The sequence below is a fragment of the Bifidobacterium saguini DSM 23967 genome (assembly GCF_000741715.1).
GTDB lineage: Bacteria > Actinomycetota > Actinomycetes > Actinomycetales > Bifidobacteriaceae > Bifidobacterium > Bifidobacterium saguini.
In genome coordinates this window covers 149,035-166,215 of record NZ_JGZN01000006.1, presented here as the reverse complement: position 1 = coordinate 166,215, position 17,181 = coordinate 149,035, and the positions used below count along the sequence as shown (strand labels likewise).

Annotated in this window: 17 protein-coding genes and 1 riboswitch; of the genes, 4 read left to right on the top strand and 13 right to left on the bottom strand. The window is 55.6% G+C overall.

What is annotated here, in order from left to right; genetic code table 11:
* The first annotated feature begins 148 nt into the window (after window positions 1-148).
* From BISA_RS03845 to BISA_RS03835, 3 genes are all read left to right on the top strand, one after another.
* Window positions 149-1,633, top strand: a complete 1,485-nt coding sequence (locus BISA_RS03845) for a TrkH family potassium uptake protein (RefSeq protein WP_033890331.1) — start codon at window positions 149-151, stop codon at window positions 1,631-1,633.
* A 54-nt stretch (window positions 1,634-1,687) separates the two neighbouring features.
* Window positions 1,688-2,350 (top strand): potassium channel family protein, encoded by a 663-nt coding sequence (locus BISA_RS03840; protein ID WP_033890329.1) that lies wholly within the window; start codon window positions 1,688-1,690, stop codon window positions 2,348-2,350.
* Window positions 2,351-2,462: 112 nt separating this feature from the next.
* The gene (locus BISA_RS03835) at window positions 2,463-3,140 is read left to right on the top strand and encodes a bactofilin family protein (protein WP_033890328.1); all 678 of its coding nucleotides are present in this window, start codon (window positions 2,463-2,465) and stop codon (window positions 3,138-3,140) included.
* Here BISA_RS03835 and BISA_RS03830 read toward each other — a convergent pair.
* From BISA_RS03830 to argH, 12 genes are all read right to left on the bottom strand, one after another.
* Window positions 3,122-3,895 (bottom strand): TlyA family RNA methyltransferase, encoded by a 774-nt coding sequence (locus BISA_RS03830; protein WP_033890327.1) that lies wholly within the window; start codon window positions 3,893-3,895, stop codon window positions 3,122-3,124. The two genes, BISA_RS03835 and BISA_RS03830, sit on opposite strands and share 19 nt — an antisense overlap.
* Before the next feature lie 8 nt (window positions 3,896-3,903).
* Window positions 3,904-4,053 carry a hypothetical protein gene (locus BISA_RS13175; RefSeq protein ID WP_162832212.1) on the bottom strand — a complete coding sequence of 50 codons (150 nt, stop codon included), beginning with the start codon at window positions 4,051-4,053 and terminating at the stop codon, window positions 3,904-3,906.
* A gap of 32 nt (window positions 4,054-4,085) precedes the next feature.
* Window positions 4,086-5,120, bottom strand: a complete 1,035-nt coding sequence (locus tag BISA_RS03825) for an HAD-IIA family hydrolase (RefSeq protein ID WP_033890326.1) — start codon at window positions 5,118-5,120, stop codon at window positions 4,086-4,088.
* Window positions 5,121-5,130: 10 nt separating this feature from the next.
* A complete protein-coding gene (locus tag BISA_RS03820; RefSeq protein WP_033890325.1) occupies window positions 5,131-6,906 on the bottom strand; it encodes a hypothetical protein in 1,776 nt (591 codons plus the stop codon).
* A 23-nt stretch (window positions 6,907-6,929) separates the two neighbouring features.
* Window positions 6,930-8,252 (bottom strand): tyrosine--tRNA ligase, encoded by a 1,323-nt coding sequence (tyrS, locus tag BISA_RS03815; RefSeq protein ID WP_033890324.1) that lies wholly within the window; start codon window positions 8,250-8,252, stop codon window positions 6,930-6,932.
* A 145-nt stretch (window positions 8,253-8,397) separates the two neighbouring features.
* Window positions 8,398-9,222 carry a putative ABC transporter permease gene (locus BISA_RS03810; RefSeq protein WP_033890323.1) on the bottom strand — a complete coding sequence of 275 codons (825 nt, stop codon included), beginning with the start codon at window positions 9,220-9,222 and terminating at the stop codon, window positions 8,398-8,400.
* A gap of 10 nt (window positions 9,223-9,232) precedes the next feature.
* On the bottom strand, window positions 9,233-9,793 hold the full coding sequence (locus tag BISA_RS03805; protein WP_101625265.1) for an HD domain-containing protein: 561 nt from the start codon (window positions 9,791-9,793) through the stop codon (window positions 9,233-9,235).
* A 119-nt stretch (window positions 9,794-9,912) separates the two neighbouring features.
* Window positions 9,913-10,266, bottom strand: a complete 354-nt coding sequence (locus BISA_RS03800) for a rhodanese-like domain-containing protein (RefSeq protein WP_033890322.1) — start codon at window positions 10,264-10,266, stop codon at window positions 9,913-9,915.
* 77 nt (window positions 10,267-10,343) lie between these two features.
* Window positions 10,344-11,153: a thiazole biosynthesis adenylyltransferase ThiF gene (thiF, locus tag BISA_RS03795; RefSeq protein ID WP_033890321.1), complete on the bottom strand. Its 810-nt coding sequence runs from the start codon at window positions 11,151-11,153 to the stop codon at window positions 10,344-10,346.
* 1 nt (window position 11,154) lies between these two features.
* The gene (locus tag BISA_RS03790) at window positions 11,155-12,024 is read right to left on the bottom strand and encodes a thiazole synthase (RefSeq protein ID WP_101625264.1); all 870 of its coding nucleotides are present in this window, start codon (window positions 12,022-12,024) and stop codon (window positions 11,155-11,157) included.
* 45 nt (window positions 12,025-12,069) lie between these two features.
* Entirely contained in the window at window positions 12,070-12,264 is a 195-nt protein-coding gene (thiS, locus tag BISA_RS03785) for a sulfur carrier protein ThiS (protein ID WP_033890320.1), read from the bottom strand.
* A 167-nt stretch (window positions 12,265-12,431) separates the two neighbouring features.
* A riboswitch (TPP riboswitch) is annotated at window positions 12,432-12,533 on the bottom strand.
* 93 nt (window positions 12,534-12,626) lie between these two features.
* Window positions 12,627-14,099 carry an argininosuccinate lyase gene (gene argH / locus BISA_RS03780; RefSeq protein ID WP_033890319.1) on the bottom strand — a complete coding sequence of 491 codons (1,473 nt, stop codon included), beginning with the start codon at window positions 14,097-14,099 and terminating at the stop codon, window positions 12,627-12,629.
* A 265-nt stretch (window positions 14,100-14,364) separates the two neighbouring features.
* Between argH and BISA_RS03775 the strand changes: the two genes are divergently transcribed.
* Entirely contained in the window at window positions 14,365-15,609 is a 1,245-nt protein-coding gene (locus BISA_RS03775; RefSeq protein WP_033890317.1) for an ATP-binding protein, read from the top strand.
* Window positions 15,610-15,714: 105 nt separating this feature from the next.
* On the opposite strand, the gene BISA_RS03770 is transcribed toward BISA_RS03775, so the two are convergent.
* Window positions 15,715-16,953 (bottom strand): argininosuccinate synthase, encoded by a 1,239-nt coding sequence (locus BISA_RS03770; protein ID WP_033890316.1) that lies wholly within the window; start codon window positions 16,951-16,953, stop codon window positions 15,715-15,717.
* Window positions 16,954-17,181 lie beyond the last annotated feature (228 nt).

Here is a 17,181-nt window from a genome sequence, read left to right as displayed (position 1 = left end):
TATCGCACTCCATACTCAGAACAACAAGCACGGAATTCCACGGAGTCGATTATCGTAGAGCAACGGCATACAATGGCTTTCGTCCGTGGAACACACGGGCAGGCCAATAGACAGACGTAATCACAGAGTTTGAGGAAGCACAGGAACCATGCCTAACGACTTCGATGAATCCTTCCTCAACCAACAGGATTCCAAAGGATTATCCTGGTGGTTCTCGAATGATGAACCGAATGATAAGGCTGCGGTCAAAGCCAAGGATGAGGCTCGTTCCGCACGCCGCATCCGACGCATTGGACTCACCGATCGCCTGCTCAGCCATCCTGGCCGACTTTCGATTCTTTACTTTCTGGTGCTCATCGTCCTCGTCACCATTCTGCTGCTGCTGCCATTTTCCACGCATGATTGGGTATTCACCAATTTCCCGGTAGCTTTTTTCACCGCCGTTTCCGCCTTATCCACCTGCGGCATTCCCGTGGTGAACACCGCTCAGTACTGGTCGATGTTCGGCCAGGTGGTCATCCTGTTCTCCATCCAGTTCGGCGGCCTTGGCGTAATGACGTTCGCTTCGATGGTGGCATTGGGAGCTTCCCGCCGTCTCAAAGTCTCCCAACGTATGCTGACCGCCAGCGAATTGGGAACCACTAAACTTTCCGAAATCAAAAGCGTATTGTCCGTGGTGTTCGCCACGTTCGCCATTGCGGAAAGCCTGACGTTCGCATTGTTGCTGCCTGAACTGTTCCGCGTGAACCACGGCGATTTCGGCCGCACGCTATGGCAGGCATTGTTCTATGCGGTTTCCGCCTATAACAACACCGGCTTCACTCCGGATGCCACCGGTTTGCATATCAATCGTTGGGGCGTTGGCCTGCCGATTCTGATGAGTGCATTCATCGGTACGCTCGGCTTCCCCGTGGTGTTGAACGTGGTCCAATGCGCGCGCAAAAAGCTCAGCCCGAAACGTTGGACATTGCACACCAAGTTGACGCTGGTGACCACGGCCATTCTAGTAGTCACGTCGCTCGTCTGGTTCCTGCTGGTCGAATGGGGCAACACCGGATTGTTCCCGGCCGACGATCCCAGTATGAAACTACGCCGCGCACTTTCCGCGGCCGTTATGCCGCGATCGGCTGGTTTCGATATTTCCTGGGTTCCGGAAGTCTCGAATGAAACCAAGGCGTTCATGAGTTTGCTGATGTTCATCGGCGCCGGTTCTTCCTCCACTGCAGGTGGTATCCGCGTCACCACATTCGCCGTTATCGTACTGATTTGCGCCGCCTCCTTTACCGGTCACCGTGACGTGACGATTTTCCGCCGTCGTATCCCCCGCCGCATTCAGATGACGGCTGTTTCGGTAACCACCGCATGCTTCTTCCTGGTGTTCGTCGGAGCCGTGTCACTTATGTTCGTGACCGGTTGCAACTTCGTGGATGCCATGTTCGAAGCCTGCTCCGCGTTCTCGCTCGGAGGCTATTCGGTAGGAGTGGCGAACGCCGGCAATCCGGCATGCCTGTTCATTCTCGCCGCCGAAATGATTGTCGGGCGTCTTGGCCCGTTAACCATCGCCTATTCAATCAGCAGGCCTATGGCACCTGAGCCTATTCGCTACCCACAGGAAAACATCATCGTTGGCTGATTCGCTCGGCCCATTACTCTTGGATTCAACGGAATCATATTGAGGAGGTTCATTATGGCATCCAAACCAAGCGGCAGCAAAAGCGTGCTGGTCATCGGTCTCGGACGATTCGGCGGATCGGTGGCCTCCACACTCGACGCAATGGGCCAGGACGTTCTGGCTGTGGATAAGAACCCCGAAATCGTGGCACGCTGGTCCGCTCATCTGCCAACAATTCAGGCTGATATGACCGATGTGATGGCCATCGAGCAAATCGACGCCTCCCAGTTCGATACGGCAGTCGTTGCCATCGGCGATAGTATCGAGGCTTCGGTAATCATTACCGGTAACTTGTTGGACGCTGGCATCTCCGACTTGTGGGCCAAGTCCGTTTCCCAAGAGCATGCGCGTATCCTGCAGCGTATCGGTGCTCGCCATATCATCAACGCGGAAACCGATGCCGGCAAGCGCGTGGGACATCTGGTGGCCGGTAATTATCTGGATTACATCGAAATCGATGGCCCTTACACGGTTGTTAAAATCCATACTCCGCTTTATGCCGTTGGTCGCTCCATTGAAGACGTTCAGGTTCACGATAAATACGGTGTGACCGTAGTGGGTATTAAAGCGCCCGGCAAAGAATTCCAGTATGGTTCGCGCGAACTGGTCATGCATCGTAATGATGAACTCATCATCATGGGCAAGCAGGAACAGATCGATCATTTCATTCGCGGATAGTACCCCCTATTTTTCTTTCATCAATACCCCCTATTTTGTGAACATTGCTGACTCAACTACGTAGTTTTGTGCGTAAGCTGAGCCGCAGGACCCAAGCAAAGGGGGTACAACGATGTACACAGAAGATACGGGCGCCTCGGTGGTGCATAGTGGCGACTATGACCTTATCGATGTTGATCAAGACACTATATTCGCCAATGGTGTTCACTTCCACACCACAATGGTGGAAGGTACATTGCAGGCCAAACTCATTACCGGCGAGCGTCTCATTATCAATAACGGCACCGTACGATGTTCGGGCACAATTCGAGTAACCAGCATCAGCGGCTGTGGAACATTGGAGGTCAAAGGCAATCTGATATGCGACAGCATCGAATTGATTGGATCCTTGTATTCCGAAGGTAATATCCGCTGTTCAGGAGATCTAACGGTTACCGGAAAACTCAGCAATATTCACCGCATCAACGCAGACAGTGTGCATTTGAACGGCGTGGTTCAAGGCAATTCGATTTACGGGCGCACCCTGTTGATGCAACCATTATGCAGCACCATGTATTCGCGTTTCGGTATGACGAACTATCAGGAACGCAGCAATGTCAGCAACATTCATGCTCAGGAAGTGGACGCACATAAACTCACCTGCCAAACTTTGCATGCAGATACGGCAGCCTTACGTGATGGCAGCGCTGTGCAAAACGTCATATGCTCCACCACTTTGGGTCTTGACCGCACGTCAAATGTGCTACTGCTGGCAGGCAACTGCCAGCGTATTCATTTGCGCACTGCGTAAAGCAAATATTCCGCGTTACCGTGTGTGCCTTCAATCGGACTGTCTGCTGTGGCTTTCACCTGAAGATGATGTTGGGACGCGCAATCGACCACGGTTTGCAGCGCCTGCGCCCGCAATGCCGGATCCTCAACGATGCCGTTCTTGCCGAGGCCTGAACGGCCTACTTCGAACTGAGGTTTCACCAGCAATACAATCTGCGCACCCGGCTGGGTGATGCGTTCAATCACCGGAATCACATAGGTCAGTGAAATGAATGAGACATCGGAAACAATCATTTGCGGAGTGTATGGCAGGTCTTCAGCCTCGACTTCGCGAATATTGATTCCACTCATTTCGATGACTCGTTCATCGCCGGCGATGCGCGGATCAAGCTGCCCGTGGCCCACGTCCAATGCTACGACCTGTGCTGCTCCCCTACGCAGCAGCACATCAGTGAAACCGCCAGTAGAGGCACCGATATCCAAACAATGCAGATCACGCGGTGATGTGAGACCGGCATCCGCGAATGCGCCGAATGCGCCGAGCAGCTTGTATGCGCCGCGGGAAACGTAATCGTCGCCCTTGTCCACGGCGAGCTCGCTGTGCCCGGCTTTGACCATATAAGACGGTTTGGTGACGGTCTGGCCATCGACGCGCACATGGCCCGCTTTGATAAGTCGCTGAGCTTTGGCTCGCGATTCAACGAGCCCTGCGGCCACCAGCATCATATCGAGTCGATCAAGCGGGGTGGATGGGTCAAGTTCTGGTTGAGGCATGGATGCTCCTACTGCCGGCTGGTGTCGAGCTCGTGCTGCAACGCCGAAAGCACATCGCGAAACGCCTGGAGCTTGCCGTCGTTGTCTTTATGGTCAAGATCGGCAAGCTCAGGATAGCGTTCGGTGATTGGCGAATGGTCGGCGTTGCTATCACTCATTGTTGCTCCGTATTCCTGTATAAGAGCCCCGGTCAGAGTGCGAATACAGGCACGTTATGTTCGCTCAGGTCAGCGCCCTTATCCGCAGCTTCCCAAGCCGCGCATACTGCAGCGCGCAGACCATCGATGCTGCCGGCATCGCTCACCTGTACAGTGCCGTTCTCATACCATGCGCTGGCATTGCGGCATTGCCAAGTACCGTCTTCTGCTCGAACCGGCTCGGGTTGTGCGTTGGCTAGTTCACGCAGGTCTTTGGCAATGAACGTCGGCCGCAAATGCGCGGGAGCGAGCATCAGTTCCGTAGGATTGGTGACTCCGGTCAGCACGGCCAACGAATCGTAGCCGCCACGGTTGCCTGCTTCGATATCAGTATCCAGGCGATCACCAATGGCGATGGAGGATTCCTTAGGAACCAGATCATGACCTTCGGCGGCGTTCAGCTCGCGAGCCTCATCATACATGTAGGCTTCCGGCTTGCCAGCCGAAGCCACTGGTTCAACACCAGTAGCTGCAATGACGGCCTTAATCATCGAACCACAACCGGGTGCGATGCCCAGCTCACGCGGAATGGTCAGGTCCCGATTCGTGACGAAATACGTGGCTCCGGCTTCGACCGCGAAAGCGACGTCCGCCATCATCTGCCACGTCATCTGCGGATACCAGCCTTGGATGACGGCCTGAGGATGGTCGGTAGGACCTTCCACGATGGTCAAACCGTTACGCTTGACTTCTTCACGCAAATGGTCAGCACCCAATACCTGAACGCGGGCGCCAGCCGGCAGAGCCTTGGCTACCATGCGTGCGGCAACCACCGATGAGGTGATGACCTGCCAAGGCTCCACGTTCAGGCCGAAGCCCTTGAGCTGATCGGCTACCACATGCTGGAATCGCGAGGAATTATTGGTGGTGTATTCGATGGTCATGCCAGCATGTTCTGCGGCCTGAATGGATTCGGCCGCATACTCGACTGGATTCTTGCCTCGATACACCACACCATCGAGATCAAGCAGCGCAAGCTGATAGGTCTCGGCAAGGCTGCGACTGGTTCCTTTGAGGAATCGGGTCATACTTGCTTGGTCACTCCTCGTTGGATTCGTCAGAATCTTCGGAATCATTGGATTCCGACTGTTCATCAGCGTTTTCAGACTCGTCTTCGGACTTGTCTTCTGCGTTGTCGGCCTCTTCGGAGTCATCCACGGTGTCGACAGACTCGGATTCTGCGGAATCGTCATCGGATTCCTCTGCTTCTTCCGGCTCCAATTCTGGAGCGTACTGAGCGTCGGCCGGATCAATGCCCAGCTGCTCGAGTACTTCGGAATCGTCGGTCAACTCTTCAAGATCGTGGTCGATGACCACGTCTTCGCTGTTCTCGTCGAGGTCTTCGTCAGCGTACTGCTCTTCCAAACGGTCGAGCACGTCGTCAAGCTTCTCAGCTTCACCGCTGCGGCCAGCCTCCTCAAGGAAGTATTGCTCAGCCTGAATGGCACGCATGCGGTATTCACCCGGCAGACCCTGGGAACGGCCTACGGTGTGAACCACTTCGATGGCCTTATCCCACAGTTCCAAGTCACCCAAAGCGCCGGCGTACACCAGGAACATTTCCACCTTAGGAGCGCCGTGCAGCTGCTTGCCTTCCTCGGACTGGGCGATTTCCACAGCCTTCTTCGGGTTGCCAACACCGCGTTCGCAGTCGGCAATGAACGGCAGGTAATCCTGGAAGCCGTTCATGCGGTAAGCAGTGCGGAACTCACGCAGAGCCAGCTTGTAGTTGCCCTGACGGTAAGCCACGAAAGCCAGCGTCTCACGAGCGAAGTCGATGCGGGAAGCCTGACGGGCCACCCACTTGGCATGCTCAAGAGCCAGATCCGGATCCTTCTCCTCCAGCGCGTAGGCAGCCAGAATATGCAGACCGATGTTCTCGGCGTGCTCCTTGGACAGGCCGCGCAGACGTTCGCGCTCGTCCTTGGAAAGCATGGACCATTCCATGCCCTTCGGCATGCGCGGCTCGTCGGGGCGACGGGCCGTGTACGGGTTCTGGGAGGGGAAGCTCATCGTGCCGTCGGAGTTACGGCGCGGACGGCTCATGTATTCGCTGCGCTTGTTCTCGCGGTACTCGCGCTTCTCCTCGGCGTTGAATTCACGACGCTCGCCATCACGGCGATCATCGCGGCGGAAGTCCTTGCGATCATTGTCGCGGCGGAAGCCACCGCGATTATCGCGCTTATCATGATGGAAGTCGCGGCGCTCACCACCATCGCGGTTGAAGCCACGGTTATCACGACGGTCATCGTCACGGCGGAAGTTACGACGCTCACCGTCGCGATGGAAATCACGACGATCATTATCGCGGCGGTCATCGCGGCGGAAACCGCCACGCTCGCCATCACGGCGGAAGTTGCGACGGTCGCCATCGCGATGGAAATCACGACGATCGTTGTCGCGACGGAAATCGCGGCGCTCACCGTCATTGTGCTGGTAACGCGGGTTCTCGCCGGCCTCGCCATCACGGCGAGGCTTGAAACCACCGTCGCGGCGCGGACCACCCTTGTGGAAACCATCGCGGCGGAAACCGCCACGCTCGCCATCCTTGCGGAAGCCGCCCTTGTGGAAGCCACCGGACTTGCCATAGGACTTACGGAAACCACCGTTTTCGTTGCCTTCACCATCACGGCGAGGTGCATAGCCCTCGCCATCACGATGACGCGGCTTGAAACCCTCACCATCACGGCGAGGCTTGAAACCACCCTTGCCACGCGGCTTGAAACCCTTGCCGCCACGGTTGGAGGGGCGACGGTCGCCATAGGACTTATGGCCGCCGTAAGACTTGCCGGAACGCTCGTTACCTTCTGCCATCTACTTTTCCTTAATCCTTATACTTAACGGTTTTCCACGGCGCCGAGCGCCTTCTTGCCACGACGAATCAGAGCGAAGCGACCTGCGAGGAAATCATCCTCGCCGAGTACCTGCTCCTCATCCTCGATACGATTGTTGTTGAGGTACACGCCACCGGACTTGATGGCGCGGCGGGCCTCGGAACCAGACTTGAACAAGCCGGCTGCCTGAGCGGCATCAATCACACGATCGCCAGGCTTGGCAACCGGGAACACATGCTCGCCATTTTCATCAACGACCTTGAAACCATCCAGTACGGATTCAAGCGTCTCTTCGTCAATATCCTCAAGATTGCCGCCGCGTCCGAACAGAGCACCAGAAGCATCAATAGCGGCCTGGGTTGCAGCCTCACCATGCACAAAGCTGGTGACTTCCCAAGCAAGCGCCTTCTGCGCTTCGCGCTTGCCTGGGTTGGTCTTGGATTCCTCCACCAGGCGTTCAATCTCTGCCTTCGGCAGGAAGGTGAAGGCCTTCAACAAGCTCTCCATCTCCACATCCGGGCGGTTAATCCAGAACTGGTAGAACTTGTAGGGGCTGAGCATCGTGGCATCCAGCCACACAGCGTTGCCTTCGGACTTGCCGAACTTCTTGCCCTGTGCATCGGTGATAATCGGGCTGGTGAACACGTTCACATCCACGCCACGCACCTTATGAATCAGATCAAGGCCGGAGGTCAGATTGCCCCACTGGTCGGAGCCGCCAAGTTCCAGCGTGCAGTGGTATTCGTCGAATAGGTGCAGGAAGTCGTTACCCTGCAGCACCTGGTAGCTGAACTCGGTGAAGGAAATGCCTTCCTCGGAGTTGAGGCGGCGTGCCACCGTATCCTTGGCGAGCATGGTACCGAGGCGGAAGTTCTTGCCAACATCACGCAGGAAATCGATGACGCTCATCTGCGCGGTCCAATCATAGTTGGACACGAATCGCACCGGATTGACACCTTCGGTTTCCAGAATGCCGCCAATCTGGTTCTTCAAGCGCTCAGCCCAGCCGGCCACAACATCCTTCGGATTAAGCGTACGCTCGCCGGACTGGCGCGGGTCGCCAATCAAACCAGTCGCGCCACCGACCAAAGCAATCGGATGATGACCTGCAAGCTGCATGTGACGCATATTAATCAGTTGCACCAGGTTGCCGATATGTAGTGAGGCAGCGGTCGGGTCGAAACCACAGTAATAGGTGATCGGCTCGCCGTTCAGTGCCGCTGCGAGTCGATCCCGGTCCGTGGACTGGGAAATCAACCCGCGCCATTCCAGTTCCTCAAGCAGGGTGTTGAAACCCGCTTCCTTGAAGTCGGTGACGTGAGCCATAGCGTGTAGCTTCTCCCTATCGAATTGTGTGATATACGATGCTTAATTCTGTTTTCAAGCGTCTATAAGTCTCGCAGAACACACCGACAGTGTCAGAGGAGCGGGTTTCTTTAGTGAATCAACGTCTTGAGTATCATCACTAAGCTCAGCGGCGATACAGCTTCTCCAGGGTTTCGCGCAACTGCTGGAGCGTCTCATTATTATTCGTGGTTTTCAATCGCGGGAAGGACGCAATCATACGGCGCTGCTGACGGTTGAACACGGAATCAGCAGCATCCTTGACACGCATCATAAATTCGGAAGACATCTCCTTGCCGCTCTGCCAAGACTCACCGACCTTCTGCCCGACCACGGATGGCATACCGCCGAATTTATCGGTGGCCCCGGATACCGCATCTCCCACTTTCTCGCGTACCGCATCACCATACTTGGCCACAGCAAGCTTGAACTGTTCGAGGCTCTGTTCGAAGTTCACAATGCCGCATACGGTGACGATGGTGTCGGCAATGGTCAGCGCCATCAGCACGATGAACAGCACATGAATCACTTGCAGTGGAATCATATTGGTTACTCGCACGACCTGCGGCTGAATCACATCCACAATCAGCACTCCCCCGATGCCGAACACCACGGCACCGAGCAAGCAAATGCGGCCGTTGAGATTGAACCGAAAGTGCGAATAATCCCACCAACGTGCGTGGAATAGTTGTTCCATAGCCCATGAGGTGAAGTATTCAAGCACTGATGCGCCAATCATCGCCAGCAGGAACAAGGCCACGGGATTATGAATGTGACCGAGAATCACCACGCCGGCCACCGCGCCCGTACCATAGATTGGGCAAAGCGGACCGTTCAGGAATCCACGGTTCACCCAGCGATGCTGCTGGATGGAAACCAAGATCGATTCATAGACCCAACCGGCGAAACTGTAGAAAATAAACCAGAGGAACAGGTATTCAAGAAACAGCATCACGATGGGATCACCGGCCTTGTGTGATTTCCGGTCGCAGGCGGCTCGGCTGCAGGGCTGCACTGAGTGGCTTGGCCGGCAATGCCTTCTTATGGAATCGGCCCATCGAGAACGTTTCTCGGGTGGCGGAAATCTTATCCGCCAGCGTAACCAGATATCCTTCGATATAGCGCGGCGGGATTGGCGTCATGGGGAACATATGCTTTTCGATGCTGTCGCGCTCGATGGCATTGAGTTTGAAATCTTTGAGCGCATTGACCAGCGCTGCATGGCCGTGGGTAAAGCCATGCCAGCGATGGGTGCCGTTATCCCAGTCATGCCAATCGTAAAGGAAATAATCATGCAGCAGCGCCGCACGGATCAGGGATTTCACGTTTACGCGACGCCACAGGTGCGCACGGTCTGCCATCCATACAGCCAAGCATGCCACGCGGATGGAATGCGCGAATGTGGTGATGTTGCCATGCTGATAGCAGCAGCGTTCAATCTCCATGTGATGATGTTCGATGATTTCGCTGCCATGCTTGGCAACCAGTTGTTGAATCTGCGTACGAGTGAGCAGACGTCCCACGATATCGGGCTCCTCGGAATTGTTCGGTTAGTACTTATCGTCGTTGCCGATTGTAAGACAAGTGCAGAACGCCTGAACTCATTCGCTCGGATGATTATGCAGTGAACTACGCGCCCGACTTATGCCCTTTGAGCTGCCAAATACTGCTGGTAAGCATGGAATCCGCCGTCAAGGCTCGCCACTTCATAGCCACGGTCGGCAAGGATTTCAGCGACTTCTTCGCTCCACCAGCCTTCAGCGCAGTAGACGATGACCTTGCGATCTTTCGGTACGTTTTTGAGCACATGCGCCAATGGGTCGAGCGGTGCGTTGATGGCACCTTCAATCGGATGCGCTTCCACATCTGCTGGTTCTCGCAAATCCAGCAACGTAACTGTTGCCGGATCAAGCGCCGCAAACTCAGCCGGCGTGATATGACTGAACACCGGTTCTTCGGCGTCCGCTTCCGGATGGTTATGCAATGCGATGGGCATAACTAGTACTCCCCCTTCATCATTCCGGCTCCTCCGGAGAGGAACCGGAACCATTATCAAACGGTGCTCAATGGCACTCAGATGGCACAAGCCGGCTGAACATAGTTGGCCGGATCGATTGACGTGATGGTTGGATGTTCACCACACACCGGGCAATCCGGCACATGCTTGGGCAACGGCACACGGCGAATGTTCATCGTCAACGCATCAACGGTGAGCATGCGGCCAATCAACGGCTCCCCCACTCCAACGATGAGCTTGGCAGCTTCAGTGGCTTCAATGCTGCCGATGATGCCCACCACGGCGCCGAGCACACCGGCCTCTTTGCAGGTCGGGATCTCTCCGGCCGCAGGCATATCGCGGAAAATGCATCGGTAGCACGGCCCTTCGCCAGGCACGACGGTCATGACCTGACCGGAGAATCCCACAACACCCGCATGAATGTATGGCTTATTCGCCAGCACGCAAGCGTCATTGATAAGGAATTTCGCCGCAAAATTATCCGTGGCATCAATCACCAAATCATATGGCTCGATGAGTGCGCTGATATTGCTGGCATCTACCAGTTCGCGGTGAGTCTTAATCTGCACGTCTGGGTTCAACGCGCGAATGGATGCCGCAGCTGATTCCACCTTGGGGGTGCCAACCGAGGCGGTGGTATGGATAATCTGACGCTGCAGGTTGCTCAAATCGACCACATCGCCGTCGACCAAACCGATACGACCCACGCCGGCAGCGGCAAGGTAGAGCGCTGCTGGTGAGCCGAGGCCACCGGCACCAATGATGAGCACACTGGAAGCCAGTAGACGCTTTTGACCTTTAACGCCCACGCCCTTCAGAATCAGGTGACGAGCGTAACGCTCCACTTGTTCGTCTGACAGTGCCATATCAGTGCAGGTATCCGGTGGTGGGGCTGGACGGCACGGCCTGGCCTTCGGTCACCTTGCCAAGACCGGAGAGATAGGCGGCGCGGCCGGCGTTGATGGCGTTCTTGAAGGCTTCAGCCATCAGTGGAATGTTGCCAGCGGATGCCACGGCAGTGTATGCCATGACTGCATCGGCACCCATTTCCATCGCATCGCAGGCCTGGCTTGGGCGACCGATGCCAGCGTCGATGATCACCGGCACATGCGCATTAGCGATGATGATTTCGATGAAGTCGCGCATGCGCAAGCCCATGTTGGAGCCAATCAGCGAGCCCAGCGGCATCACGGCCGCGGCACCAGCTTCTTCGAGCTGGCGTGCCGCAATCGGATCGGGGAACATGTAGGGCATGACCACGAAACCTTCCTTGGCCAGCATTTCAGTGGCGCGGATGGTTTCGGCGTTATCCGGCAAGAGGTACTTGGTTTCATGCTCGATTTCGACCTTGACGAAGTCGGTATGGCAAACCTCGCGGGCCAGACGGGCGATACGCACGGCTTCCTCGGCGTTGCGGGCACCGGAAGTGTTCGGCAGCAGCGTGATGCCTTCCGGAATGTAATCAAGCACACTGTTTTCAGTGGTTTGCGCACGGCGCAGTGCCATCGTGACGATCTGTGTACCGGCATGCTCCACAGTAGCTTTGATCAAGTTCAGGTCATAGCGGCCGGATCCCAGAATGAATCGGGACTGGAATTCGTGACCTCCCAGATTGAGCGGCTTGTCTTCCACCGGCAGCATCGGCGCTGCGGTACCGACGGGATTGACGACTTTGGGCTGTGGCGGCAACGGCGTCGCCTCAACGGATGCTTCGGTAACTGGATTGATATTCATGATGTTTCCTTCTTTGGATTGGCTTGTAAGAGTGCTGAAGCTTTGTGCTCAGCCGCCTTGCACAAACTGGACGATTTCCATGACGCACTGGTCGTCGAGCATGGCCTCACCACGCTTTTCGCGCGGAATAATCTCTCCGTTGAGTTCGATGGCCACGCGCTCGGCTCGAAAACCGTGAGTTTCCAAGTAGTCGGCCACGCTGACCGGCGCTTCGAGCTTGACCTGCTCTCCGTTAACCTGCATTCGCATCCCTTCCTGATACTAAAAAAGGGTGCACGAAACGAACCGTACCTTAAGTGGTGCGCCCATTCATGAACCCAGTCATGCGACCGTGCATGGCTGATGGCGCATTGGCTACACCACAAGCCGCACACGGCTTAGTTATACGTACGAACTGTGGCGAACCCAACAAATCTGTAATCAACGATTCCTTACGGCGGCATGACCCGCGTCAAGTTCCCCGGTCGAAGCTGGCGCTTCCTCTCAGCCTTGCGGCTCCCGTTCGTTACGATTACTCAGTGTAAGTGCGGCGCGTGACATACGACGGCATACAAAAAACGGCTCCCCGCTGTAGTGCGAGGAGCCGGAAGACTATCGGCAAACGATTAGAACGTGCCGGGAGCCTTGTAGGCGGAACCGTCGGACGTGGAGGCCGGGAAGAGCTTCAGCTCTTCAATCTGCGCCTTGGCGTCCACAATCTGCTCGCGCACGCGACCATAGGCGGTGCCACCCTTGCCATTGCGGGAATCCACGGAACCGTGGCTAGAGAGCACTTCGCGCACGCCCGGAGCCTTTTCGGCCGGCAGGAATGCAGCGAAGGTGTCGATAAAGTCCTGATCGGTCAGGTCCCAAAGTTCCTGGCCACGGCCTTCGGCGATCTTGACGCAGGCGCCGGAAAGCTCGTGGGCGTGGCGGAACGGTACACCGTTCTTGACCAGCCATTCGGCGATATCGGTGGCCAGAGCGAAGCCGGTCGGGGCTTCCTCCTCCAGACGGTCGGCGTCGAAGTGCATGGTCTTGACCATGCCGGTGAAGGCAGGCAACAGTACTTCGAGGGTGTCCACCTGGTCGAAGACGGCTTCCTTGTCTTCCTGCAGGTCGCGGGCGTAGGCGGTCGGCAAGCCCTTCAGAGTGGCGAGCAGACCGGTCAGGTCGCCGATGAGGCGGCCGGACTTGCCACGAGCGAGTTCGGCGATATCCGGGTTCTTCTTCTGCGGCATGATGGAGGAGCCGGTGGAGTAGCCGTCATCCAGCTTGACGAAGGCGAATTCCTGGGTGTTCCAGATAATGATTTCCTCGGAGAGGCGGGAGATGTCCACGCCGGTCATGGCAGCCACGAATGCGAACTCGGCCACAAGGTCGCGGGCTGCGGTGCCGTCAATGGAGTTGTCGGTCACGCGGGAGAAGCCGAGCTCTCGAGCCACAGCTTCCGGGTCGAGGCCGAGCGTGTTGCCGGCCAGTGCACCGGAACCATATGGGGAAGCGTTAATGCGCTTGTCCCAATCGATGAGGCGCTGCACGTCGCGGATGAGCGGCCATGCGTGGGCCATCAACTGGTGGGCCAGTAGCACCGGCTGGGCGTGCTGCATGTGGGTGCGGCCCGGCATCACCGTGCGGCCGGCCTTCTCGGACTGTTCAATCAGAGCATTGACGAGGTCAAGCAGCAAACCAGCAATCACGCGGGAGTGGCGACGCAGCCACATGCGAATCAGGCAGGCAATCTGATCATTACGGGAACGGCCTGCACGAAGCTTGCCGCCGAGCTCATCGCCGGCTATATCAATCAAACCACGCTCGAGTGCGGTGGCCTCATCTTCATCGTCTTCAATCGGGGCGAAGGAGCCATCATCAACATGGCGCTGCAGAGTGTCGAGCGCATCTTCCATGCGCTGGAGTTCATCGGCGGTCAGGAGGCCAGCGCGGCCGAGTGCACGAGCGTGGGCGCGGGAACCGGCTATGTCATCGTCGGCCAGTCGCCAGTCGAACTGGGTGGACTTGCTCAGTCGAGCCAATTCCGGGGACGGGCCGGAGGTGAAGCGGCCACCCCACAGTGCCAGATGCTCATTGTTTTCAGGCATGAATCACTCCTTAATACGCTCCAAAGAAGCTTCGCAAAGCTCTATTATCAGCTGCAAGCAAGGCTATCAGCGCACGGCTACATCATTGCCGTCACTGTCCGAGTCAATGTCAGTACATGTATTATTCAGCCTATCTTTAGGAATACAATCCATAGAACTTTATAGGAATAGCAATTCTATCGGGTTATAATCGGAAAACTTATATTATTCCTAATTTTTATTGGATTATAATCGGAATAACTAGTCATAGAATCGAGGTGCGCCCATGCCACAACAATTATTGGAGCGTCCAACTTACATCTCAACAATCGAGCCTTATATCAATGCTCCATTAGTGAAGATTCTTACCGGAATCAGGCGCTGTGGAAAATCAACTCTGCTGCGGCAAATCGCCGAACTACTGGTACAGCGCGATGTTCCACAAGCTAATATCCTTCGTTATTCCTTTGACTCAATGCAATACGCGGGCTGGGATGCATCTCAGCTCTACCAACACTTGTCCAGCGCACTTTCCATAGAGGAATCGGAGCAAGATCGCCGGTTTTATTTATTCCTTGATGAAGTTCAGGAAATAGATGGATGGGAACGTGTCGTTAATTCACTGATGACAGAACGCAATGTGGATATCTATGTCACTGGTTCCAATTCACGAATGATGTCATCGGAAATCTCCACTTACTTAACCGGCAGATACGTTGCATTTCGCGTATTCCCTTTATCATTTGCCGAATATCTTCGTTTCATGGCCGCATATGACACAGACGACGACAATCGGAACACCCATTACCAGCTTGGGCGATATATTCAGCATGGCGGTTTCCCAGCTACATGCCTAACCTCATACACAGATGATCAGGTTTACGCCATTGTAAAAGACATTTATAATTCAACTATTTTTACCGATATCGTTCGCCGCAACAACATTCGAAAAGTCGATCAATTGGAACGCATCGTTCGGTACACATTTGATAACGTCGGACGCACGTTTTCAGCTGCAACCATTGCCAAATATCTCAAAAACCAGAATCGTTCCATTGATAGCGAAACCGTCTACTCCTATCTCAAGCAGCTTGAGTCGGCGTACATTCTTCATCGATGCTCACGCTATGACCTCGAGGGTAAAGAAATACTGAAAACCCAAGAAAAATTCTATCTGGCCGATTCTTCCCTCAGATATGCGGTTCTCGGTTATCATCCGGATAGCGTCGCCGCTATGCTGGAAAACCTCGTATATCTTGAACTGCTACGCCGTGGATGGCAACCATTCGTAGGCAAAATCGGCGAAGCCGAGGTTGATTTTGTAGCCAAAAAGCAACATCGTACGATGTATATTCAAATCGCTCAGACGCTCAGCAATCCGGATACACGAAAGCGCGAATACAGCAGATTGCTTAGCTTACACGACAACTATCCTAAATATGTGCTATGCACAGATGAATATACGGCAGGCGATTATCAGGGCATCACCACCATGCATGTCGCCGACTTCCTCTTGTCAGAACGTTGGTAGTAACAGAATAGTCCTCTCTGCTATGAGCAGAGAGGACTATAGAGGAATGAGAGAGAAGGCTTCGCTGACAGCTCCCCTCATAGAGGGGAGCCAGAGGATGGCGTATTACTCCACGGTGTTGGTGGGGACTTCGATGCCGTTGCCGAACTTCACGTCGCGGGCTGCGGCCACGCGGGACGGCAGGCCGTAGATGTCGATGAAGCCGTTGGAGGACTTGGAATCGAAGCTATCGCCGGAATCGTAGGTGGCGAGCTTGTAGTCGTACAGCGAGGAGTCGGAACGACGACCGGTCACCACGGCACGACCACCGTGCAGGGTCATGCGAATCTCACCGGAGACGTACTTCTGGGTGTCTTCGATGAAGGCGTTCAGGGACTGGGTTGCCGGGGAGAACCACTGCGCATCGTAGACCAGCTCAGCCCAGCGCTTGTCGATATCGCGCTTGATGCGGTGCTGTTCGCGTTCGAGGCAGCAGTTTTCAAGTTCCTGGTGGGCGGTGATCAGCGCCACGGCACCCGGAGCCTCGTAGAGCTCGCGGGACTTGATGCCGACCAGACGATCCTCAATCAGATCGATACGGCCGATACCCTGAGCGCCTGCGCGGCGGTTCATCTCTTCGATAGCCTGCAGCGGGGTGACATCACGGCCGTCGATCTTGACCGGAATACCCTGCTTGAATTCGATGACCACTTCATCTTCGACCGGCGGGAAGGCCGGATCGTCGGTGTAGGAGTAGCAGTCCTTGGTCGGGCCGTTCCACGGATCCTCGAGGAAGCCAGTCTCGATGGCGCGACCCCACACGTTCTGATCGATGGAGTACGGAGACTTCTCGGTCTGGGTAATCGGCAGCTTGTGCTCCTTGGCGAACGCGATTTCCACGTCACGGGTCAGGGCGAGATCGCGAATCGGGCTGATGGCCTTCAGGGTCGGGTCGATAGCAGCGATAGACACCTCGAAACGAACCTGGTCGTTGCCCTTGCCGGTGCAGCCGTGGGAAATGGTGTCGGCACCAAACTGGTGGGCGGCACGCACGAGGTGCTTGGAGATCAGCGGGCGGGAGATGGCGGAGACCAGCGGGTACACGCCTTCGTACATGGCGTTGGCCTTCAGGGCCTTCATGCAGTATTCGTTGGCGAACTCGTCACGAGCGTCCACCACGTAGGATTCCACAGCACCGCAGGCAAGAGCACGCTGCTTAATGGTTTCGAGGCTTTCGCCACCCTGACCAACATCGAGGGACACGGCGACAACATCCTTGCCGGTACGCTCCTTCAGGTACGAAATGGCGACGGAGGTATCAAGACCACCGGAATAGGCCAGAACAATGCGCTTGTTATCTGCCATTGATTCCCTTTCCTAAACAATCAAAAACAAACTGAGTGCAATTATATACAGGGCTATGCATATTTATGCATGGGCGTGTTGGAGAATAATGAATCACAGAGTGATGCATTTTTTCTACGGCCGTTCGGCCGGCTTCTCTCCCTCAGTCTCGCCTAGGCTCGACAGCTCCCTCATCAGAGGGAGCCAATCACAGCCCAAGTTCCCATTCCATACCGAGCAAGACAGCTC

What these genes read in the sequence shown, in the direction of transcription:
- BISA_RS03825 (WP_033890326.1), bottom strand. Translation starts at nt 5,120, where the DNA reads ATGACCCGATTCCTCAAAGGAACCAGTCGCAGCCTTGCCGAGACCTAT.
- argH (WP_033890319.1), bottom strand. Translation starts at nt 14,099, where the DNA reads ATGCCTGAAAACAATGAGCATCTGGCACTGTGGGGTGGCCGCTTCACC.
- BISA_RS03835 (WP_033890328.1), top strand. Translation starts at nt 2,463, where the DNA reads ATGTACACAGAAGATACGGGCGCCTCGGTGGTGCATAGTGGCGACTAT.
- BISA_RS03810 (WP_033890323.1), bottom strand. Translation starts at nt 9,222, where the DNA reads ATGCTGTTTCTTGAATACCTGTTCCTCTGGTTTATTTTCTACAGTTTC.
- BISA_RS03775 (WP_033890317.1), top strand. Translation starts at nt 14,365, where the DNA reads ATGCCACAACAATTATTGGAGCGTCCAACTTACATCTCAACAATCGAG.
- BISA_RS03800 (WP_033890322.1), bottom strand. Translation starts at nt 10,266, where the DNA reads ATGCCCATCGCATTGCATAACCATCCGGAAGCGGACGCCGAAGAACCG.
- BISA_RS03840 (WP_033890329.1), top strand. Translation starts at nt 1,688, where the DNA reads ATGGCATCCAAACCAAGCGGCAGCAAAAGCGTGCTGGTCATCGGTCTC.
- BISA_RS03845 (WP_033890331.1), top strand. Translation starts at nt 149, where the DNA reads ATGCCTAACGACTTCGATGAATCCTTCCTCAACCAACAGGATTCCAAA.
- tyrS (WP_033890324.1), bottom strand. Translation starts at nt 8,252, where the DNA reads ATGGCTCACGTCACCGACTTCAAGGAAGCGGGTTTCAACACCCTGCTT.
- thiS (WP_033890320.1), bottom strand. Translation starts at nt 12,264, where the DNA reads ATGCAGGTTAACGGAGAGCAGGTCAAGCTCGAAGCGCCGGTCAGCGTG.
- BISA_RS03770 (WP_033890316.1), bottom strand. Translation starts at nt 16,953, where the DNA reads ATGGCAGATAACAAGCGCATTGTTCTGGCCTATTCCGGTGGTCTTGAT.
- BISA_RS03820 (WP_033890325.1), bottom strand. Translation starts at nt 6,906, where the DNA reads ATGGCAGAAGGTAACGAGCGTTCCGGCAAGTCTTACGGCGGCCATAAG.
- thiF (WP_033890321.1), bottom strand. Translation starts at nt 11,153, where the DNA reads ATGGCACTGTCAGACGAACAAGTGGAGCGTTACGCTCGTCACCTGATT.
- BISA_RS13175 (WP_162832212.1), bottom strand. Translation starts at nt 4,053, where the DNA reads ATGAGTGATAGCAACGCCGACCATTCGCCAATCACCGAACGCTATCCT.
- BISA_RS03830 (WP_033890327.1), bottom strand. Translation starts at nt 3,895, where the DNA reads ATGCCTCAACCAGAACTTGACCCATCCACCCCGCTTGATCGACTCGAT.